General features: G+C 64.5%; 19 protein-coding genes. 9 read left to right on the forward strand and 10 right to left on the reverse strand.

Annotation, left to right across the window (positions count from 1 at the left end):
• Positions 1-222: Arm DNA-binding domain-containing protein (locus ACRECS_RS06870; RefSeq protein WP_431582224.1), on the reverse strand; the 222-nt coding region annotated here is incomplete at its 3' end.
• A 534-nt stretch (positions 223-756) separates the two neighbouring features.
• Between ACRECS_RS06870 and ACRECS_RS06875 the strand changes: the two genes are divergently transcribed.
• Complete coding sequence (locus ACRECS_RS06875) at positions 757-2,139, forward strand: exonuclease domain-containing protein (protein WP_431582350.1); 1,383 nt, start codon at positions 757-759, stop codon at positions 2,137-2,139.
• A gap of 30 nt (positions 2,140-2,169) precedes the next feature.
• Here ACRECS_RS06875 and ACRECS_RS06880 read toward each other — a convergent pair whose 3' ends face one another.
• The 3 genes from ACRECS_RS06880 to ACRECS_RS06890 are packed head-to-tail and all read right to left on the reverse strand — an operon-like array spanning position 2,170 to position 4,318.
• Positions 2,170-2,649: a TIR domain-containing protein gene (locus tag ACRECS_RS06880; RefSeq protein ID WP_230483949.1), complete on the reverse strand. Its 480-nt coding sequence runs from the start codon at positions 2,647-2,649 to the stop codon at positions 2,170-2,172.
• A 27-nt stretch (positions 2,650-2,676) separates the two neighbouring features.
• Complete coding sequence (locus ACRECS_RS06885; protein ID WP_431582225.1) at positions 2,677-4,128, reverse strand: SIR2 family protein; 1,452 nt, start codon at positions 4,126-4,128, stop codon at positions 2,677-2,679.
• Position 4,129: 1 nt separating this feature from the next.
• Complete coding sequence (locus ACRECS_RS06890; RefSeq protein ID WP_431582226.1) at positions 4,130-4,318, reverse strand: hypothetical protein; 189 nt, start codon at positions 4,316-4,318, stop codon at positions 4,130-4,132.
• 287 nt (positions 4,319-4,605) lie between these two features.
• Here ACRECS_RS06890 and ACRECS_RS06895 point away from each other — a divergent pair, with 287 nt between their 5' ends.
• From ACRECS_RS06895 to ACRECS_RS06910, 4 genes are all read left to right on the forward strand, one after another.
• Entirely contained in the window at positions 4,606-4,935 is a 330-nt protein-coding gene (locus tag ACRECS_RS06895; RefSeq protein ID WP_431582227.1) for a helix-turn-helix domain-containing protein, read from the forward strand.
• Between the two features lie 73 nt (positions 4,936-5,008).
• Positions 5,009-5,461: an ImmA/IrrE family metallo-endopeptidase gene (locus ACRECS_RS06900; RefSeq protein WP_431582228.1), complete on the forward strand. Its 453-nt coding sequence runs from the start codon at positions 5,009-5,011 to the stop codon at positions 5,459-5,461.
• A gap of 70 nt (positions 5,462-5,531) precedes the next feature.
• Positions 5,532-5,705 carry a hypothetical protein gene (locus tag ACRECS_RS06905; RefSeq protein WP_431582229.1) on the forward strand — a complete coding sequence of 58 codons (174 nt, stop codon included), beginning with the start codon at positions 5,532-5,534 and terminating at the stop codon, positions 5,703-5,705.
• A gap of 174 nt (positions 5,706-5,879) precedes the next feature.
• Positions 5,880-6,089 (forward strand): hypothetical protein, encoded by a 210-nt coding sequence (locus ACRECS_RS06910; protein WP_431582230.1) that lies wholly within the window; start codon positions 5,880-5,882, stop codon positions 6,087-6,089.
• Between the two features lie 87 nt (positions 6,090-6,176).
• Here the strand turns inward: ACRECS_RS06910 and ACRECS_RS06915 are convergent, their stop codons facing one another.
• A complete protein-coding gene (locus ACRECS_RS06915; RefSeq protein WP_431582231.1) occupies positions 6,177-6,797 on the reverse strand; it encodes a DUF6118 family protein in 621 nt (206 codons plus the stop codon).
• A 10-nt stretch (positions 6,798-6,807) separates the two neighbouring features.
• On the reverse strand, positions 6,808-9,714 hold the full coding sequence (traA, locus tag ACRECS_RS06920; RefSeq protein WP_431582232.1) for a Ti-type conjugative transfer relaxase TraA: 2,907 nt from the start codon (positions 9,712-9,714) through the stop codon (positions 6,808-6,810).
• A 171-nt stretch (positions 9,715-9,885) separates the two neighbouring features.
• On the opposite strand from traA, the gene ACRECS_RS06925 reads away from it, so the two are divergent.
• The 3 genes from ACRECS_RS06925 to ACRECS_RS06935 are packed head-to-tail and all read left to right on the forward strand — an operon-like array spanning position 9,886 to position 10,619.
• On the forward strand, positions 9,886-10,206 hold the full coding sequence (locus tag ACRECS_RS06925) for a conjugal transfer protein TraD (RefSeq protein WP_431582233.1): 321 nt from the start codon (positions 9,886-9,888) through the stop codon (positions 10,204-10,206).
• Between the two features lie 19 nt (positions 10,207-10,225).
• A complete protein-coding gene (locus tag ACRECS_RS06930) occupies positions 10,226-10,450 on the forward strand; it encodes a conjugal transfer protein TraD (protein WP_431582234.1) in 225 nt (74 codons plus the stop codon).
• A 7-nt stretch (positions 10,451-10,457) separates the two neighbouring features.
• Complete coding sequence (locus ACRECS_RS06935; protein WP_431582235.1) at positions 10,458-10,619, forward strand: hypothetical protein; 162 nt, start codon at positions 10,458-10,460, stop codon at positions 10,617-10,619.
• Positions 10,620-10,622: 3 nt separating this feature from the next.
• Here the strand turns inward: ACRECS_RS06935 and ACRECS_RS06940 are convergent, their stop codons facing one another.
• From ACRECS_RS06940 to ACRECS_RS06950, 3 genes are all read right to left on the reverse strand, one after another.
• A complete protein-coding gene (locus ACRECS_RS06940; protein ID WP_431582236.1) occupies positions 10,623-11,546 on the reverse strand; it encodes a HEPN domain-containing protein in 924 nt (307 codons plus the stop codon).
• 72 nt (positions 11,547-11,618) lie between these two features.
• Positions 11,619-11,855, reverse strand: coding sequence for a sigma factor-like helix-turn-helix DNA-binding protein (locus ACRECS_RS06945; protein ID WP_431582237.1), 237 nt, complete (start codon positions 11,853-11,855; stop codon positions 11,619-11,621).
• 56 nt (positions 11,856-11,911) lie between these two features.
• Entirely contained in the window at positions 11,912-13,648 is a 1,737-nt protein-coding gene (locus ACRECS_RS06950) for a ParB/RepB/Spo0J family partition protein (protein WP_431582238.1), read from the reverse strand.
• 741 nt (positions 13,649-14,389) lie between these two features.
• Between ACRECS_RS06950 and ACRECS_RS06955 the strand changes: the two genes are divergently transcribed.
• Positions 14,390-14,599, forward strand: coding sequence for a helix-turn-helix transcriptional regulator (locus ACRECS_RS06955; protein WP_431582239.1), 210 nt, complete (start codon positions 14,390-14,392; stop codon positions 14,597-14,599).
• A gap of 29 nt (positions 14,600-14,628) precedes the next feature.
• On the opposite strand, the gene ACRECS_RS06960 is transcribed toward ACRECS_RS06955, so the two are convergent.
• Positions 14,629-19,395, reverse strand: coding sequence for a DUF3320 domain-containing protein (locus tag ACRECS_RS06960; RefSeq protein ID WP_431582240.1), 4,767 nt, complete (start codon positions 19,393-19,395; stop codon positions 14,629-14,631).
• Between the last annotated feature and the right edge of the window lie 200 nt (positions 19,396-19,595).

Consider the following 19,595-nt stretch of genomic DNA (forward strand, 5'->3'; position numbering starts at 1 on the left):
TAGGTTGCGCTCCACGCCGAACTTTCTGTAGCGGAAACGCCAGAACAGGGCCCCGGATGGCTGGACCAGCAGAAAGAGCCCGTCGGAATCAAAAACCTTGAAGGGACGCTGGGCGGGTTTAAGCGCCCGAATCCGTGTAACCGTAAGCATGGGGCCACGCCTCCTGAACTGCTCGTGGCCCCACGTTCCGTGGCCCCTTTTGAGTGGGCCACGGCGGAACATAATGAGATTTCATGGGACCGCCGAGAGGCAGTTTACCGCAGATTTCTGCGGCTTTATAGAGGCGCTCTCTCTATGTACTGGTGCGCTTACAGGACTCACACTCGTTCGCGTAAGGCGCAGAAAAGCGTCAGTTTCTGGGCCAGTTGAATTTCGTGGTCCACTCGTGGTCCACCCCAAAAATTGGTCCGTCGCTCGGACTCGAACCCGCGACACAAAGGCATTTCCTGAGCCGATTCGCTACAATCCCATTCGCTTGAACAAGCGCCGCTCTGGCTGCCGCTTTGCGGCGATCCTCCAAGTATTGAACCGAGGGGCTTAGTGGCTGAAGTTGGGCAGGCTGCAGTGTGTCAGCTTTGGGCACGAGATCGGCAAAAGCCGTCGTTCACAAATCGAGCGCTCGACTGTTAATTGAACGGGCCGTAGATTCGAATCCTACTCGGAGCCCGGACAATTTCACGCGACGGCTCGAATGATTGGTAGCCCGATCCGGAAATATCCGCGGGCTTTTAAACGGGGGGATGGCAATTGGCGTTCGTGTTCTACGATACCGAAACGACAGGCATATCGACCGACTTTGACCAGATCCTGCAATTCGCAGCGATCCGGACCGATGCCGATCTTAACGAGATCGGGCGGTTCGAGGTGCGGTGCCGGCTGCTACCGCACGTCATCCCACATCCGGCGGCGCTCAAGGTTACCGGCATGACCATCGCCCGCGTGACCGATCCGAGCCTGCCCTGTCATTACGAAATGCTCCGGGCGATCCAAGCCAAGATGGCGGAATGGTCGCCGGCGATATTCGTCGGCTATAATTCGCTGAACTTCGACGAGCATCTTCTGCGCCAGGCGCTGTTCCGGACGCTGCATGCCCCGTATCTGACCAACACCAACGGCAATTGCCGAGCCGATGCGATGACGCTGGTCCAGGCAGCGTCGCAGTTCGCGCCCGATTGCCTGGTCGTGCCAACCGGTCCTAAGGGCAATGCCGTCTTCAAGCTCGACCAGCTCGCCCCGGCCAACGGGTTTGCCCATGACCATGCGCATGACGCACTCGCCGACGTCGAGGCGACCATCCATATGGCGCAGTGCATCCGCGAGCGCGAGCCGGAATGCTGGAGCCGGTTCGTCCGCTTCTCCTCAAAGGCCGGAGTTAATGCGTTCGTCGAGAGCGAGAGCGCTTTCGTGCTGACCGAATTCTATTTCAACCGCCCCTATCACTTCGTCATCGCTCCGCTCGGCGCCGACCCGGATAACCCCGCAGCGCTGCTCTGCCTAGATCTGCGGCACGATCTCGACTGGGTTGCGGCGATGAGCGATGCGCAACTGGCAGTCTGGGTCGGCAAGAGCCCGAAGCCGGTGCGCAAGGTTCGCACCAACGCCGCGCCGTCGATTGCCCCGGTCGACGAGGTCCCCCAGGCCTTTCTTGGCGCGCTGGACGAAGCGGCGATCGCTGCGGCGGTGGACAGGGTGGAGCAGGACGCGGCACTGCGCGAGCGCCTGATCGCAGCGGTGGTCGCCAGCCGCGACGAGATAGAGCCTTCGCCGCATGTCGAGGAACAAATATATGCCGGTTTCATCCCGGACGGCGACCGGGCGCGGATGGACATGTTCCATCTCCTGCCGTGGGAGAACCGGGTCGCGATCGTCGATGCGTTCGAGGATGACCGGCTTCGCTATCATGGCTACCGCCTGATCCACGAGCGCCACCCCGAATATCTGACCGCTGAGCTGCGCGACTTCTACCGCACCCATGATGGCGGCCGCCTGATGGACATGACCGGCAGGGCGAAATGGAATACGCTGTTCGCCGCGCTGGCGGCGATTGGCGAGACGCGGGTCGGCTGCGACGAGGAGCAAATGGCGATGCTCGACGCATATCAGACCTATCTCCAGGCGCGGATTGCCGCCGGCGGCTGACCCGGGCATCGACTAACCCGGGCGGCAGCTTCAGCCACGCGCCTTGACCGCCGCCTTCACCCAGTCTTCGATATTCTCGGAGATGTGGTTGTAGACATTCTTGCTGATCGAATAGGGCGGATCATAGACCTTGCCGGTCACCGCCTTGCCATCGACGGTCAGGCCGGTGAACGGGTCGCCGCCCTTCTTGGCCTGATTGCCGTCGCGATCCTCGAGATTATGAATATGGATGGCGAGGACGCCCATGCCCTTGCCCCATGCCTTCTTGATCTCATAATTTACCCAGCGGCGGCCGGCGGTCTTCTCCCCGACCAGCACGACGAGGCAATCGCGGCCCTTCATATTGTCGTCGATCCACTTCTGGATCGCCGCATCGCCGCCGCGCTTGACCGATTCCCAGCCATTCGAGTCGAGCAGCGCCTGGCCCTCGATCGCGCCCATCTGCTTGACCTTCTGGACCCGCCAATTGTCGGGCTTGTAGTGGAAGCTGAGAAAACATTTATGCGCCATCGTGCAATCTCCTGATATCAATTGGGCTCAACGGCCGCCGCGCAGGTCGGCGATGAGGCGTGCGATCGGTTCGATAAGTTCTGCCAGGTCGGCGACGGGCTCGGCCAACCGCGCCACGATGTCGCGCTGACCCTGGTCAAGGCCGGCCAGCAGCCGGTCGGGATCCGCCAGCGCTTGCGCCGCAAGGTCCCGCGCGATCGATCCCGTCGCCCCGATGGGAACCAGGGTCAGGCCATGCTGCAACGCGATTTCCCATTCCCGGACCATGCCGTTTGCCAGCACGATCTCGTCACCGGCACGTTTGTTGCCGAACAGGAAAAGCGCGACCCCGGCATCGGGGATGATGCGCTGGCGATAGTCTTCCCACACGCGTTCGCGCCGGGCTTGGTCGTCGATATGCTGCGGAAAGGGGCGAAGGATCAGCGTGTCCTCGATCCGGCCGCGCCCGCCTTCCAGCACGCGTTCGACGGCGCCGGTGAACAAGGCGTTGCCGACGCCGAGGCCAAGGCCGGTCAGCAGCCGCGCGTCCTTTGCCACGATCGCGTGACCGAGGCGGCGCATGAAATTCTCTACTGCCGGCCGGCCCCATGGTTCGAAATCATCGGCGCTGGCGGAGACAAAGGCAGTCTGGCGGCGGTGACGCCGTTCGATCTCGGCTAGGATCAGTTCGACATCGGCATATTCATCGACGAGGATGACCTGGACGTTGAAGCGCTGGAGATCGTCGACCATCAACCGGTGGCGGGCGAGATTGTGAGCGAACTCGTCGTCGCTCTCATTGGCCAAGCGGGTACGCCGGCGCAGGAACGCGAAATGCTCGCGCTGATTGACTCCGACATGGAGCCGCAGCCGGGCCAGCACCTGTTCGAGATTGGGGTCGGTGAAGCTGAACCCGACGAACAGGAAGGTCTTGGACAAGAGATCGCCAGTCAACGCGCTGACGAACGGACCGCGATCGAGCGCGTAGCGCTCATAGTCGTTGCGCGTGACGACAGCTTCGTCGGGCCGCGACACATCGCCATGCATCTTGTAGAGGACGGCATCGCGGCCCCGCCGGGTATTGGCCAGCTGCGACACTGCTGACTTCACATCGACGATCTTGCCCGCATCTTCCAGCGCGCGTTCGATCAGCCCATCATAATTGGTCGTCCACCAGGTCCGGATCGGCAGACGGGCCAGACGGCGATGATTGGCAGTCGGCGCCGGCGTCGATGACAGGGCATCGATGATCGCCTGGTTGAGCCGGTGGCGGTTCTTGGTCTTGTTCAGGTGAAACTGGGCGACCGCGATCAGGTCATGCTCCCAGTCGATGCGCAAGTCGAGTTCGTCGGCGATATCGCGCAGCAATTCGCGCCAGTCGACGAACCCGGCGGGGGCCGACAAGCCGGCCCCCGCGAAGATTGCGGCGTTGCCCGCCTCAATCTCCGCGAGATAGCGCTCGATGAAGCGCGCGACCGGCTTGTCGGTGACGGCGGTCATGTCAGGCGTTCGGCGTGTCGCGGCCATCGGGCTCGCGCGCGACACCCTTGAAGGGATTGCCGTCGTCCTTGACGCCCATCAGCTGGCCGTTGCGCTCATCGCGCTTCTGCCAGTTGCCGTCGGGGCGCTGGAACTGGGTGCGGCCCGTTACGGCGCCGCGGCGGAAACCATTCCCGGTGTTGGTAGCCATTCTCTTGTCCTTAGCGATGGTGGAGCGGGTCGAAGCGGTTCGGGCGCTGCGGCGGAAAGTCGCCCGGTGCAGGCCGGGGAAATTCGCTCGGACGCGGCGGCATCGGAAAGCCGGGGCGGTCGGGTCGGTTGGGATACATGCATCACCTCATCAACGTCGGCGAACGACTCGCCTAACCCTCATATGCGGTGAAATATCCTAAATGGCAAGTTTGTGATCTTTTTTGATTGTTTTTTTGACATGTCAGGATTCTTGACAGCGCCGCTCGGGATTGTCACTACGGCGCCATGAACCCGGATCAGTTCTATGCAGAGGTGGGCCGGCGCATCGCGGCGCGGCGCAAAAGCACCGGCCTGACGCAGGAAGCGCTCGCTGCGACGATGGGCATGTCGCGGCCGCGGCTGGCGAGCATCGAACGCGGCGGACAGCGTTTGCCGCTGCACGTCGCGCTGACCTTCGCGCGGGTGCTCAAGCTCGATGGCCTGGCGGCGCTGCTGCCGTCGAGCGGTTTGACCGACGCGATGGTCGATAACGAGATCAGGGTGTTCGGCCCGTCGGGAGGGGTGAGCGACAAGCAGCTGGATCAGATCGGCGAGATATACCGGGCGGTCAGCTAAGGGGGTGGACGTGGCATATCTGGACAAGCGGATCATCAGGTCCCGGGCACGGGACATATTGAAGGAACACGGTATGCTGACGCTGCCAGTGCCTGTCGACAAGCTGGCGAAGAAGATGGGGATCAGCGTGCGCTACGAGCCGCTCGAGGGCGATCTCTCCGGCATGGCGTTCGTCAAAGGCGATGCCAAGGTCGTCGCGGTCAATTCCTTCCACCATGCCAACCGCCAGCGCTTTACGATCGCACATGAGATCGGCCACCATGTCCTGCATGCCGAGAAGCTGCGGGAGGGGATTCATGTCGACAAGATGGTCATGCGCCGTGACGTGCTGTCCGCCACCGGCACCGACGATTTCGAGATCCAGGCCAATGTCTTCGGTTCGGAACTGCTGATGCCGCGCGATCAGATCGTCGCGCTAGCCGGCACCCTCGACCTCGACGACGAGGACCAGCTCGCCAGATGCGCCAAGCAGATCAAGGTCAGTGTCGCGGCGCTACAGTTCAGATTGTCGGCGCTCGACGAATGAAGGCGAAGCGTGCCGCACGAGCGCCGGTTGTGACGCACGCGTGCGACTATCTGTCCTCCAGGAGGCCTGCATGCGCTGGAACACCGCCAGTTCGATCAGGACCGCAAATTCGGTCCATAGCCGGTTCGGCAGCTGGAAGGCAGCCAAGGCGTGGTCTGACTTCAAGGACGGCAAGTTTGTGGTTCGCAGCAGCGCCAATGGCCAAATCCTGCATTCTGCTGCGGAGCCGGGCGCCAAGGCCTGAGTGAGCTGCAGATATACTCTGTTTCTGCCGCTGCTGCTTGCGCCGTGACTGAGCGTCTGGGCGGGCCTGCGGGCGAGCGGGCGCTCGGAGCTGATTTCCCAAGCACCCGAGAAACCGGGATCGACCTTCAGCCTGCTGGTAATCGTGTTCGGTGCGCTCATCGGACATGTTCTAATGTCGGCGCAATTCCTACTGCACGCGGCATGGTGTCACACGCTTGGAGTGGCGCTGCTGCTACCGGCGATCTTCGTCGGCGACCTCGCTTATTGGGCGAGCGGCTGGAACTGGGTACGTGACATGCGCGAGACCACAACCTTTGGCTGGCTCAAGCGCTGGGTCGATGTCGCCGCAGCGCCAACAGCTTCACTATCGCTTATGTGGTGACGACTCTCGAGCATGAGGGCGCCACGGTCGCCTATGACGGGATCGTCGAGAATATCGCCCTCGACGATTGGGGGCGCGTAGCTGCCGCTAGTTCCGAGCCCGAGCCACCCGATCGCGTTCAAGGGCGACTATCTTGCTCCATCGCTCCGGATCGACTTTTGCCATCATGTTCTGGCCGGCATTCCACATGTCAGTCCCGAGCATTCGAGCCGCCATCCGCTCCGGTACGGCCCAACTGACCGGCAGAGAGCGGGCGATCGCGCCTGGGAGAATTGCGAACGACACCATCCCGGCTACTGCAAACGCGATGCGATTCCGGAGCAACTCGCGATCCTGTTCGGCCACCGTTCGGGAACGGGCGATCATCGCGTCGATGCGGTTCCCTGCCGCTTCCATCGCGCTGGCGGCTCGCTCCAGATGCTGATGATCCTGGGCGCGGCTGACTGCCGCCGCCGCGGCGATCTCCCGGCTGAGGCTTTCGGGCGTGAGCCGCATCGCCGGCTTCTCCGAAACCCGCCGCGCCCAGGCGCACACGTCCTCCAGCCGCTTTGCGATAGCCTCCAGGCTCGGGGCGTAATCGGGCAGTGAGGTCCGCTCGTCCGTCAGCCGCTCGACCGCGCGGCGAAGCAAACTGATCTCGGCACGCAACTCGTCGAAGGCGTGGGCTGCGAGGCTGGTGTCCACGCCGGGGGTGCTGTCCTGATCCATTTCGCAGTATCTACCGTCCAAGCCCGCGCCCACGCGAGGGGCCGAGCCATTCCTGGATGCTGTGGGATATCGACGCGCCCTCTCGCATTCCGATCCCAAGCTCGGGGAGCCGCTTTCTGATCAGCGACTCGGCCTGCGCATCGCGCTCCACGCTCTTGCCGAGCGCGCTCATCTGCTGCCCGATGGCGCGAGCGCCAGCTTCCTGCCCGGCATGGCGAAGCGAACGGTGGGCCTTGGCGAGCTTCTGCCAGTCTTCCACGAACCGATCGGCGCGCCGTTCCGGGCTGGCACGCAGTTCCGCCTCCAACGCCATCGCACGGATGGCGGTGTTGGTCCGTCCTTTGGCGGCTTCCTCGATCAGGCCAATATCGCGGGAGAATACTGCACGAAGATCGCGGGCAGCATCAGGACGCATGGCGTCCAACGACTGGCCCGCCTTGTCATAGGCGATGCGCTGATGCGGCAGCTCGGTATAGCCATCCTTGCGCATTCGCATGATGTCGGCGGTCGCGCGCGCGAACCGTTGCACGGCGGAGCCCAAATCCATCGGTGCCGCCGGTCGCGTCGGTTGCGGTGGCCTGAGTGCCAGTCCGTCGAACATGCCACGTGCGGGCGGCGGCGCCACTGGCCGCAAGTCGAGGCCGGCGAAGGGATCGCGTGCCGGGGTGCGCGTCGCTTTCTCCGCCACAGGTTCGGGCAGACGTATCTGCCGCTGATTGGCGAAGTCGCGAGCATAATCCGACGCCATGTCCTTGGCTCGCTCACGCGACAGCGTGCGTACCAGTTTCGACTGATCGGCAAAATCGTCGCGGCCATAATGGACATCGACGTGGTCGCGATGGCGCGAGAGCGCGACATAGGCGGCGTGACGATCCAGTCCCGGCGTTGCCAGCACATGCACCCGATCTACCGTCACACCTTGCGCCTTGTGGATCGTCGCGGCGTAGCCGTGATCGATCTGAGCGTAATCCTTGAGGTCGAACGTCACGGCGCGACCATCATCGAGCAACACGGCCATCCGTGCGCTGGTGACGCTCTGCACGATCCCGAGGGAGCCGTTCTTCACGCCCATGCTGCGCTCGTTCTTGAGGAACATGATCCGGTCGCCGGTGGCAAACAGCCGTTGCCCTCGTTCCGTGCCGGTCCTCACATCTTCGCCGAGTTGTTCCGCGATGCGAAGCCGCTCACGTGCCGCCTCGTTCAGTACCTGCACTTCATCATTGGTGTGGGTAAGGATGATGCGCGATGCCTGCGGCGCGGCGGAACGGTCGCGATCCCAGCCATCGATCAATTCGGCGCGGGCTTCTCCGCGAGTCTCGGCGGCGTGGACATGCCCCCGCTCTTCATAGGCGTGGAATGCCTCACCGGTTCGGCCGGTGGCGAGCTCGCGGGTCGCATCGCGTTGCCAGTCTGCGCGCTGGCGGCGAATGTCGGTGATCTCGACGCTGCAGTGTCGCTCGGCGACCGAGCGGAACGCGGCGCCTGCCTCGATCGCCTGGAGCTGCTCGGGATCGCCGACCAGTACCACCTTCGCACCGCGCTTCTCAGTTTCGGCGATCACCCGCTCCATCTGCCGCGAGCCGATCATCCCCGCCTCGTCGATCACCAGCACGTGGTCGGGTGTCAGCAGCTCCCGGCCCTGCGACCATTGATGCTCGAGGCTCGCGATCGTTCGCGAGGCGATGCCCGAGCCGCTCTCCAGATTCTCGGCGGCAATGCCGGACAGCGCAAGCCCCTGCACCTGATAGCCGGCGCTCTCCCAAGCCTCACGCGCGACGCCGAGCATGGCGGACTTGCCGGTCCCGGCATAGCCGACGACGACACCAATATCCTTGGCATCGGTGACGTGCTCGAAGGCCGAGCGCTGCTCGGCCGAAAGCAGGAGGCCGCGCCGCTCGGCAGCGGTGATAGCGCGATCGCGATAGTGCTCGGCGACGCGATGCTGCTCGCGGTCCGACAGGGCCTGCGTTTGGCGCGCAAGTCTTTGCTCGGTTTCGATCATGTCGCGGCTCGTGAACCGGTCCTCGCTGCGACCATCCTTGCCGAGCGCGACAAGCTCCGGCGAGCCGCGCACCGCAGCCATCGCCTGATCGAACTGATCCTTGCCGTCGCTATGTCGGTGCACAAACATCGCCAGGTCCCGCCTCGTGAAGGTCGCTTGTGTCCGCGTGATCGCATCAAGCGCAATGCGCGGCTCAGCGATGATCTTCGCGCCGTTCGAGCGCGCGATCTCGCGATGCTCGTCGACGCGCTCCAGCTGGAGACCCTCTGCGGCCATGCGCAATGCCGCGGGGCCGATCTTGTGCTGCGGCTCCAGCTCGATCCCCTGCGCTTGCAAGGAGCGGTGATCGATGCGCGCGTCGATATCGAGTTCCGCGAGCCGTTGGTTGGCGTGCTCAGCCCAGCGCTCGCGCCATTTCTCCAAAAGCTCGGTGCGGTTCCAGTCTCGGTTCTTCTTGGCGAACCCATCCTCGCCAACCTGGCGCATCGTCAGCATTACGTGCGCGTGCGGCTTGGGCATGTCATCTGGGCCGATATCCCAATGGACATTGAGATCGGCGATCATGCCGCGCTCGACGAACTCGGCCCGCACGAAGTCGCGGGCAAGCTCGATCCCCTGCTCATTGGTCAGCTCGCGCGGGATCGCGAACTCGATTTCGCGGGCAAGCTGGGCATCGAACCGCTTCTCGACCGCTTCGACCTCGTTCCACAGTCTTTCGCGCTCACCGAGATGCCCCGGCGCACCGTCCGGCAGCATCACTTCGGAATGGATGACGCCCGCCTTGTTCGAGAAGTCGTGGTGGCGATCGAGACGCTGGTCGTGCAGCCGCGAAGCAGAGCGGTATGCAGCGGACGCCAGCGCCGAGGAACCAGCTGCGCGCGAGATGACTTTGGCGGAGAAGTGGTAGATGGCCATGACGGCAATCCACTTACACTACGCAAGCTACGTCGGCACGACGTATAAGCGCGCCCTCGAAAGAATTCATCTATCTCGGGACGCGTCCGTCCCATGATGTTTCACTGTATTTACGCTGATCGACGCAGTTACTAACTGAGGCATTCTCCACATGTAACTGAGGACGGCGCGATGCGTAAACCCCGCGACTATGATTCGGAGCTAAAGGCACTCGGCCATAAGGCGAGGCAGCTCAAGGAACGCAAGGTGCAGCAGTTCGGGGAGCTGGTCACCGCGACCGGCGCCGATGCGCTGCCGATCGAGCAGCTTGCCGGCACCTTGCTGAGCGCGGTCGACAACAAGGATCCCGCCGAGAAGGAGGCTTGGCGCAAGCGAGGCGCGGCGTTCTTTCAAGGCTCACGTCACACTGGCGGCGGCGCTCGCCCGAACGCGCGCGGCGCTCAGGCGAGCGACAGTGGCCCGGCACCGGCTACAGGCCAGGATCGCGCGTGATGACAAGCGGGAATGGGTGGTGAAACGCCGCGAGCGAACGCGCCAACTGATCGAGCTTGGCGGTCTCGTTGCCAAGGCGGGGCTGATCGAGCTTGCCGACGATGACCGCGCCGTAATCTTTGGCCTGATGGCCGAAGGCGCAGCCACATTGCGGAGCCAACGGCGCGAGGAAGCGCTCGCGCTATGGCGCCGTCGGGGCAAACGCGCCTTCGCGCTTGCCGCGGACACCGAAGGGGAGCCATAGCGCCGCAATGACTGAGGATCTGCAGGCGACCATCACCGCCATCATCGCGCGGGCGCCCGACTGGATTCGGCAGGAACTGCTGTCGAAGGAGAAGAGCACCCGCGCCCGTGCCGAGGAGGCGCTCGGCGCGATGATTGCCGGTGCACTGAAGGACGCCGGACGTTCCTGACGATCAGGCGGCGGCGCTGCGCTCAAGCGCGGCGATGCGCTCTTCACAGACTACCTGAACCGCTTGGCCGAGCGCCTCGACGCGGTCACTAAGCCAAGCCAGTTCTTCTTCGCTGATCCGATAGTGCTTGGAGTAGCGCGCCTTCACATAGGCCTCCTTCAGCTTCTCGAAGCGCCTCCGGTCGGTGCGATTGTCGCGCGGCCATGCGTCAATCAAGCGTGGATCGATCCGCTCCGCTTGTGTCCGCAGAAACCCGAGATTGTGAACGTGCGGCGTGTAGAACGTGCAGACCAGCAACACGCAGTGGTAGAGGCGCTCTGCTGTTTGGTGAAGGTCAAAGGCCGCGTCTTTGAGGTTGCCCTGACCTAAATGGAACTTCGCGCCATCAAACCGCTTGCTGGCGCTCGGAAACCACTCCTCGAAATACTCGCGCGCCATCCCGAGCGCCTGCTCGGGCGTCTTCGGCTTTGGCTGGTGAAACTCGGTATCTTCGCTTTGATAAAGCGCGATCCCGTCGCGAGCTATGTCCATGAAGAAATAGCGCCCGTGCGCCAGTCCGTCATTCACCTCGGCGAGCGTGTGCACGATGAAGTTTACCGGTGTCCGCAGCGTCTTTGTCACCGCGAGTTCGCGGTTTAGGCGCTCCTCGGCCGTCGCCCAGAACTCGATGCGGTCGGTTAGCTTGTCGTTGTTGACGATGACGAGCAGATCGAAATCCGACTGGTATCCCTTGGCGGTGTGCGGCTCGTCCACCCAGCCGCCGCGCGCGTAGCTGCCGTAGAGGATCACCTTGAGGATACGCGCCTGCTTCTTCCAGTCCGATGTCGCGATCGCCTTCGCGTCGTCGAATTCCTCGAAAAGAATCTCGACGACGCGCTCCAGCTCGCGCTGCTTGGCCGGGGGCAGATGATCGAGGTCGGTGCGCATTATGCAGTGATCCTATCCGAGCGGGTCGACAAAGCGAAGCCTCGCGGGGCAAGCCCCGCGAGGCTTGGCCGTTCACCAGAAGCGCCACCACCGCTTCGGCTTCCAATCGAGGCGACGCATGAAGTTCAGCAGCGCCTCTGCGAACAGGCGCTCCACTTCCGCCACGGTGAGGCCGGTACGTGCGGCAATCTCCTCATAGCTCAGGTCATCGAAGCGGATCGCGCAGAAGATTTCGCGCTGGCGGCGGGGCAGCTTGCGGATCGCACGTTCGAGCCGCTTCAACTGCTTGGGGTCGGGATGATCGGTCATGGGAAGTCTCCCACAAATGCGGGAAGCTGGCGGCCTTGCGGCCGCCAGCATCGGGGTCACGCCGCCTGACGCAGCGGCAGCGGCTCGGGCGTGACGGCCAGGCTCGCCACCTCCCCAGCGCGGGCGACGGTCGGAACCCCTCCCCGCTCGGTGTAGGCAGCGGGTGGAAACGCCATCCACTTGGGCACCCAGCCTTCGACCTTGGCGCGGCCATTCTCGCCGGTGAGGCAATCGCGCACGATCCTGCGCTTGACCTTGCCGGTCGCGGCCTCGTTGGCGCTGGCAACCGCCTCGCCTGCGACATCGGTCAGGACGCAACCGATCACCTCGCGGTCACGGATCAGGTCGAGCAGCGCCTCGTCGGCGTACCAGACCTTTGCCATTTCGGTCTTGAGCAGCGGCCCCAGCACTTCGATGAGGGCGCTTCCGGATTCCAGAGTCTCGCCCATGACGATTGCCGCCACGTCGAAAACCGCCGGATCGGGAAGCTGGAGCAGACGGACGAACAGACCGGCCAGCCCATGCTCGCCGTCATAGCCGCCGTAGACGGTTGGCGTCTCGGGATCGAAACCGAGCAGCGCCAGCACCGCCCGCCGTTTCTCGTCGAACCGGGCTTCCGCCGCACATCCCTCGACGCTCTCGGCAATCGCATCGCTGTGCGCCCGCTGCGCCTCCACCCTGACATTCCAGAGGGACGAACCGACAATGACGTGGGCCACCATCAAGCGCAGCGCGACCGAAGGCTGGCTGGCAAGGTCGGCGCGCACCGCCGCATGCCGGTGCAGATCAACATAGTTCTGGATCGGGGCGCTGACCTCGGGCCGCACCGGCTTCTCGACCGGCTCGCCCTGCTCACGCTTCCGCGCCTCCCTGAGCGACACGTACCCTTCGTGGACCGCCACATCGCCGCGCGAACCCACGACGATTAACACCTTGCCCCCCTTCCGCTTGGGGCAACGCTCATGTTCCCAGCTATGGAACGCCTCGCCGGTGGGCAGCACGACGACCTCGCGCCATCCGGCTTCGCGGTAGCTCTCGGCCTTGGCCTCGATGGCGACGGTCTGCGCTGTCCAGAAGGAAGCGATGTCGGCAAAGTAGCGCTCATCCCCGAACAGGTCCGACACCACCTCGCCGGGATAGTCCGCCAAGTCGAACAGCGCTGCACTCACCGGGATCGATGCGCCGCCGAACAGCCACGCCTTGAGCAGATGGCCCGTCGGGCAATATGTCTCGGGGTCGTCGAGTAAGCCCAGCCATTCGCGCTGTCGTGCCTTGGATGCCAGGGTCAGGTGCCGCACGGTCGAAGCGTCGATCTCACCCTTGCGATAGAGGCTGCGGATGCGGGGCAACAAGTTGCCCAGCGCCAGCGTGCGCTTCACCTGCAATTCGGTCAGACCGAAAGTGAGCGCGATATCCTCGGGAGATCGCCCCTCCCTCACCAGCCGCGTGAAGCTTTCCCAGCGGGTCACTTCATCGGGGTCCAGCCGCGCTACGTTCTCGATCAGCGACGCCTCCAGCGCCGCCGCATCGTCACCGGCTTCCATGACCGCGCACGGCAGTTCGTCGATACCGCCGCTCTCCTCCGCCACCGCGAGCGCCGCATGATAGCGCCGCCTGCCCGCCACGATCTCATAGGTGTCGGGGCTTCCGTTCGCCCGCACGATCAGCGGGACCAGCACGCCCCGCGCCCGGATCGACGGCAGGATGTTGGCGATGTCCGGCCTAGCTCCCTTGGCGCGCATGTTGGCAGCCGAAACGGAGAGATTGGTGATGTGGATATGCTTGAGTTCCATCTTCCTCACTCCAAAACCACCGCAACCGGCGCCGGAATGGCGGGGGTGGGCGGCAGGAGCGGACCGGCAGTCCCGCCGGCAGAGGCGGGCCGCACCCGAAGGGCCGCAACGAAGAGGAGGAGCTGGCAAAGCCAGCTTGCGGCATGCCGCGGCGGGACTAGAGGGTAGCGACGCCCACCCCCGCCAGATCGAGTGCCGGAGGCCAAACGCCGCCGCGCGCAACGCGCGGCGACCGCAGCAACCAGCGCGCAGCGCTGCCCCAGCTCCCGCGGAGCTGCACAAGGCAGCACTCTCGAATCCGGTCGGCCGTCGTGGCGGCGTGCGCGCGCAACCGTGCGACAGCCGCCGCCGCGCCTTCCGGTCGGATCGAGTGTGCCACGCGGAGAGCAAAGACACTGCGGACCCTGGCGGCTTCGCAGAAGTCCGCCAGAGCACGCCCATCAGCCGTCGCGTTCCGCTGCCGGGCATCGCCCGGCTCGCGTCATGCGATCGTCACTCGAACGGGCCGAGACGCGAGAGCGACTCGGCGACGCGATTCGCGGCGTAGAGCGCGCTCACGCGCAGCGTGAGACGCCCTGACACGACCACCTCATTTCAGGTCGCCTACGCCAGGATGCGTTTATGCCGCCGATTGCCGCAAAGTCCCCCAGGGACCCCCGAGAGGCCCTTTTCTCCCGGAAAATCCTGCTCAACCTTGCCCAGGGAGCACCACCAAACATCATTCCACGCAAGGTGATACCAATGCAGACCGACACCCCCGACCGAATCCTCCGTATCAAGACCGTGCTTGCCCGCACCGGCCTCAGCCGCGCGACCATGTACCGCAAGATGGACAAGGGCACCTTCCCCAAGAGCATCAAGATCAGCGAGCGCTGCGCCGGCTGGCGCGAGTCCGCGATCGCCGAATGGATGAAGAACCCGATGTTCTACAGCGTCGACGCCGAAGAGTGATGACGACATCAAACTAGACCGTGAGCGAATCATGTCGTCATTAGCAACCCCGACCTCTCGACAAGCGCCCCGCTGGCCAGCATCCTGTCGATCCCGGCGCTAAGCACGCCCCTCAGCTGGACACTCGTCGACGCGAATCCGAACGCGCGCGACGCGGCCATTACCAGCTGGTCCCTCGTCGCGCCGTAGTTGCGCTCGACGATGACTTTTAGCGCCGCGTCGATCTCGGCTGGCGGCAGGGCCTCGGGGCGGCGGAGGCTGGCCGAGCCAACCTGGGCGCGGTCCCTGACCTCAAGCGTGCCAGCCCGGGGGGACCAGAAATCGCCGGCCGCTACTATGTCCCCCGACCCGCCCGCTAGCCTGACGGCCGACGCAACCGCCGCGCGAATGCGTGAACCGGCGCGACCCAGTCCCCAGAGGATGCGGATTCGCGCGACGACCTCGTCGATGTGGACCGGGCCTTCAATGGACACGATCTCGGTCACGACCCGCATCATGTCGCGAGCGGATGCGAGATGGGGCTCGACACCTATCGGCACCGCAATCCCAGCAGCCTCTCGATAAGGAGTCGAGACCGGCTCCGACGCGGTCTGCGCGTCGCCGATATGGGCGACGACGACGTCGAGGTCCTGATCCTGGGCGTGCGCGGTGAACCTGATCGGAACCGGCTTGGCCGCAACCGCAGCGCCTTCGTCGCGCTCGCGCCACTCGAGGATCGCGGCGTCGATCGCGGCACGCGTCTTCGCCAGCTCCTCGTCGGGTCGGAGATACCAGTCGGTCCCCCAAATTCGGTGGATGATCCAGCCATGGCTTTCCAGCACTTGCTGGCGAAGCCGGTCGCGATCTCGTGCCGAACGCGAGGAGTGGTATTGCGCGCCGTCGCACTCGATGCCGATGACGAAGCGGCCCGGCTTCGCGGGATCGGCGACGGCGAGGTCGACGAAGAAACCGGCGGTGCCGATCTGGGTGCGGACGTCGTAGCCTAGGCCACGCAGCCGGTCGGCGACCTGCTCCTCGAAAATGGAGTCCGGGCCGCGCCCAGTCTCCTCGGCAAAACCGAGCCGGCCGGTCTGGGCGAAGGTTAGGAACATCTTCAGCGCAGCGACGCCGCGCGACCTCGCACGCTCGAGGTCGATATCGTCGCCGGTGATGTTCGAATAGACCTCGCACCTCAATTTGGCACGGGAGATGAGGACGTTCAGCCTACGTTCTCCGCCCTCGCCGTTGAGCGGCCCGAAGCTCATCGCGAGGTAGCCAGTCGACGTCCGTCCGTATCCAACGGAGATCAGAATCACATCCCGCTCGTCGCCCTGAATGTTCTCGAGGTTCTTGACGAAGAACGGTTCGGGACCACCACGGCCAAAGAACTCCTCAAGCGACGGGTCGGCGCGGCGCAGCAGCTCGAGTTCCTTTTGGACCGCCTGGCGTTGCGCGGTCGAGAAGGTCGCGACACCGATCGACTGCTCGGGATGCTCGCGGGCGTGGGCGACGACGGCATCGGCGACTGCCTTCGCCTCGATCGTGTTCGTCCGAGTGTTGCCGCGGTCGTAATGGGCGTCAGGCAGGTGGTGAAATTTCAGCCCCATCCCCGCGACGGCGTCGTAGGGACTCGGCACGATGAACAGCCTGTTGTCGTAGAACTCGCGGTTCGATACGGCGATCAAGGACTGGTGCTTCGAGCGGTAGTGCCAGTTGAGCATCCGGTCGGGCATGCCTTTCGCCAAGCATAGGTCTAGCACGCTCTCGACCGAACTCGCACGTAGCAGATACTCCTCCGACTCCTCGTCTTCCTCGGTGTCATCGCCCGTCAGCTTCGCGAAGAACCGAGTCGGCGGCAGCTGGCGCTCGTCGCCGACAATGACGATCTGCGCGGCGCGTGCGATTGCCCCGAGCGCATCGACCGGCTCGATCTGCGACGCCTCGTCCATGACAAGCACGTCGAACGAGATCGCGCCCGGCTTGAGGAACTGGGCCACCGACATCGGGCTCATCATGAAGATCGGCTTGAGAGCCTGTATAGCCGGGCCACCCTTCTCGACGAGCTGACGTATAGGCAGCAGGTTGCGCCGCTTGGCGAGCTCCCCGTTGACGACGCCGAGGGGCCCGATGCCGCTGCCGCCGCGCGGCATGGCCTGCCAGTGGCGGTGCGCGATGTCTTCGCGCGCGAGTTCGATCCGGGCGAGGTCGAGATCCCGGAACCGGGCGACTGTCCGATCCTGCAGCTCGCCGTCAAAGGACTTCAACTCGGGTATTCGCGCGAAGACGTCGCGGCGGACGGCCTCGTAGTAGGCGCGTTCAAAGGATGGGACGATGGCAGGCGCGCCGATCCGACCGGAGAGGACGCCCGCGGCGAGCGGAGCCAGTCCGCACGACTGGGCATGGCCGATGCGGCCGGCGAAGGCGATCCACCGCGTGATAGCCTCGATGGCTCCAGCCCACCCCTCCAGTCGCTCGCCAAGCTCAGCCAGCGGGACGTTGTCGGTTTTCGCCACGCCGAACGCACTCTCGAGGTCTAGGTCGAGAACGTCCACAATGTTGGCAAGCGCCTGACGCAGCGCGGGCAGCTCGCGCGACAGGACAGAGCTCGCCTCGCGCACCTCGGCCAAGCCGCCGAGCCCGGCCACACATGAGAGGAAGTTGGGTGGCAGCTGCGACACCGTCTGGCCGCGACGCCAGTCCGCGAGCGCCGCCATTGAAGACCAGTCCGACGTCTCGCCGCGCCAGGACGATCCGTAGGCAGGCGCCGCCTCCGACGAACGCTCGAAGGCGGCCCTCGCGTCTTGGGCATCGATCATCACGTCGATGAGCGCGATCCGCTCATTGGGATCGGACGGCGGCTTGTCCCTCAGATACGACCTAAGCAGCGCGATCTGCGCCCGGTATCCGCCGTCTAGGAAGCGGAACAGCTTGCGGCCCTTCGTCGCGATCGCGATCCGGATTCCGGACAGGTCCGCGTCCTTGGCCGCGGGCAGGAAGGCCGCTTCCGCCAACGCAGAGGCGGCCACGTGCCGACGCCCGGCATCTGGCAGCGACAGCACCTTGTCGGGCGCATCGCGCCAGCCCTGCGCCGCGAGGGCGGCGCGGTCCGCCTCCGGAAGCGCGGCGGCCGTGGCCAGCGCCAGCGCCGATGGATCGAGGTCGGCAATCGTCACCGCAGAAGGAACGCCAAGCCCTTGCGCGAGAGTCGCCGCGTCGATCGCCCCGCGCAGGTGGGTCGCCAGCGTCGCGACGCGCGTCTCGAGGGCGCGCTGCTCTGCCGGATCGAGCGGGCGACAGCGGACCCCGCGCCACGGATGCGCCGACGGGTCGCCGATCGCCGCCAAGCGATCGGAGATCTCAGCCGCCAGATCGAGACGTTCGGCGCGCTCGGCGGGCGTCCAGCTGGCGGCCGTGTCGAGTTCGAAATCGGCAGTGCCGCCGCCCGTCCGCATCACCTGCCCCAGAATCTGGAAAGCGGTCAGACCGTATGGCTGCTGCGCGACGTGCAGGATGTCGGCGTGCGCATTCAGCAGGTCCCGCGTCGCGCCCAGCGCCTCGACAACCGCAGGATCGGTGCGACGCGGTGCCAGCACCATCTCCTTGGTGCGCTTCAGCTCATCGAGGACAGCGCGCTTGTTGGCCTTGCTCGAGTGGAGCTCAAGAGTCAGCGGACCGAGGCCGACCGTCTGCAGCCGGCGGTGCACGACCTCTAGGGCCGCCATCTTCTCGGCGACAAACAGAACGCGCTTCCCCTGTGCCGCGACGGCGGCGATGATGTTGGTAATCGTCTGGCTCTTGCCAGTGCCGGGCGGCCCCTTCACGACGATCGTCCGGCCGCGAGCCGCTTCCTCGACGACGAGCGCCTGGCTGCTGTCCGCATCGACGACATGGTTGAGTGAGGCCGGCGGTATCACGGGATCAATCGGCGAGCGCTCGTCGGGGACGATCGGTTCAACCTGCGGGAATCCGTCGCGCAGAAGCGCCGTGATCATCCCGTGCTGGTCAATCGGCGTCTCGGTTGGCCAATTGTCCGGATCGAGGTCGCGATACATTAGGAACTTGGCGAAGCTGAAAAAGCCGAGCACCATCGCGTCGGGAAGCACTTCCCAGCGCGGCATCGCTGATACGGTCTCCGATACTTTGGAGCAGTAGCCCGCCACGTCCAGCTCGTCCTCGTCGGCGAAATCCTCGATGACGAGACCGAACTCGGCCTTCATCTTGGCCTGCAGTGACAGGTTGGGCGACGCGGGCTCCCCCCGACCTTTCAACTTAAACCGTTCCGCAGCGCTAGTGCGGTCTAGCTGCACGGGCAGAAGAATAAGTGGCGCGTGCCGCGCCACCTCGGAGGTGTCCGCGTCATACCAGCGGAGCAAGCCGAGACCCAGGAACAGAATGTTGACACCCTGTTCCTCCTCAAGCGTGCGCGCGTCGTACCATATGTCGAACAGCCGCTTCTGCAGCCCCTCGCTGGTTAGGCGGGTTTGCAGTTTCAAATCGGAGTGACGCTTGGCGATTCCGCGGTCGTCGGAGGTGTCGTCCTCGGGTTGCGGTATTCCGCCCGTCTCGACGTCATCCTCGGCGAGTTCTGCGCGCTCGTCGTCCGTCAGGTTGCGCCCGGGAAGGAAGCTAAGTCCCTTGCCCTCTTGAAGGAGACGGTAGACTTCGGAAGACCGCTCGTCGACGAGCTCCACAGTGCGCACGTTGCGCGTCCGCATCGGCACATTGAGTAGCCGGTTTCGAGTGCTTAAATCTAGCAGCGAGCGGCGGTCCCTCAGCAGCCGATCGCGCACGGATGTCGTTGTTTCACCGTCACTCATTGGAACGTCCCCCGTCCTCGTTCTGGCGCACCTATGCTATTGAAGCGAGTCGGAATAACCGGTCGTTGGAAAAGCCTCCAAGCAGCTTCCACAGGCTCCGTAAGGGGCAGCAGTCGCTTACTGCGAACGAACGTTTTCGACGAGAAAGTGGAAATGGAAGGCTCCAACACCGCATTGAGGAGGTGAATAGATCGCCGCCG

The organism is Sphingomonas sp. (assembly GCF_050725575.1).
In the GTDB taxonomy this organism is placed as follows: Bacteria; Pseudomonadota; Alphaproteobacteria; order Sphingomonadales; family Sphingomonadaceae; genus Sphingomonas.

What these genes read in the sequence shown, in the direction of transcription:
- ACRECS_RS06880 (WP_230483949.1), bottom strand. Translation starts at nt 2,649, where the DNA reads ATGGCGCATAAATGTTTTCTCAGCTTCCACTACAAGCCCGACAATTGG.
- ACRECS_RS06885 (WP_431582225.1), bottom strand. Translation starts at nt 4,128, where the DNA reads ATGACCGCCGTCACCGACAAGCCGGTCGCGCGCTTCATCGAGCGCTAT.
- ACRECS_RS06890 (WP_431582226.1), bottom strand. Translation starts at nt 4,318, where the DNA reads ATGGCTACCAACACCGGGAATGGTTTCCGCCGCGGCGCCGTAACGGGC.
- ACRECS_RS06895 (WP_431582227.1), top strand. Translation starts at nt 4,606, where the DNA reads ATGAACCCGGATCAGTTCTATGCAGAGGTGGGCCGGCGCATCGCGGCG.
- ACRECS_RS06900 (WP_431582228.1), top strand. Translation starts at nt 5,009, where the DNA reads ATGCTGACGCTGCCAGTGCCTGTCGACAAGCTGGCGAAGAAGATGGGG.
- ACRECS_RS06905 (WP_431582229.1), top strand. Translation starts at nt 5,532, where the DNA reads ATGCGCTGGAACACCGCCAGTTCGATCAGGACCGCAAATTCGGTCCAT.
- ACRECS_RS06910 (WP_431582230.1), top strand. Translation starts at nt 5,880, where the DNA reads ATGTCGGCGCAATTCCTACTGCACGCGGCATGGTGTCACACGCTTGGA.
- ACRECS_RS06915 (WP_431582231.1), bottom strand. Translation starts at nt 6,797, where the DNA reads ATGGATCAGGACAGCACCCCCGGCGTGGACACCAGCCTCGCAGCCCAC.
- traA (WP_431582232.1), bottom strand. Translation starts at nt 9,714, where the DNA reads ATGGCCATCTACCACTTCTCCGCCAAAGTCATCTCGCGCGCAGCTGGT.
- ACRECS_RS06925 (WP_431582233.1), top strand. Translation starts at nt 9,886, where the DNA reads ATGCGTAAACCCCGCGACTATGATTCGGAGCTAAAGGCACTCGGCCAT.
- ACRECS_RS06935 (WP_431582235.1), top strand. Translation starts at nt 10,458, where the DNA reads ATGACTGAGGATCTGCAGGCGACCATCACCGCCATCATCGCGCGGGCG.
- ACRECS_RS06940 (WP_431582236.1), bottom strand. Translation starts at nt 11,546, where the DNA reads ATGCGCACCGACCTCGATCATCTGCCCCCGGCCAAGCAGCGCGAGCTG.
- ACRECS_RS06945 (WP_431582237.1), bottom strand. Translation starts at nt 11,855, where the DNA reads ATGACCGATCATCCCGACCCCAAGCAGTTGAAGCGGCTCGAACGTGCG.
- ACRECS_RS06950 (WP_431582238.1), bottom strand. Translation starts at nt 13,648, where the DNA reads ATGGAACTCAAGCATATCCACATCACCAATCTCTCCGTTTCGGCTGCC.
- ACRECS_RS06955 (WP_431582239.1), top strand. Translation starts at nt 14,390, where the DNA reads ATGCAGACCGACACCCCCGACCGAATCCTCCGTATCAAGACCGTGCTT.
- ACRECS_RS06960 (WP_431582240.1), bottom strand. Translation starts at nt 19,395, where the DNA reads ATGAGTGACGGTGAAACAACGACATCCGTGCGCGATCGGCTGCTGAGG.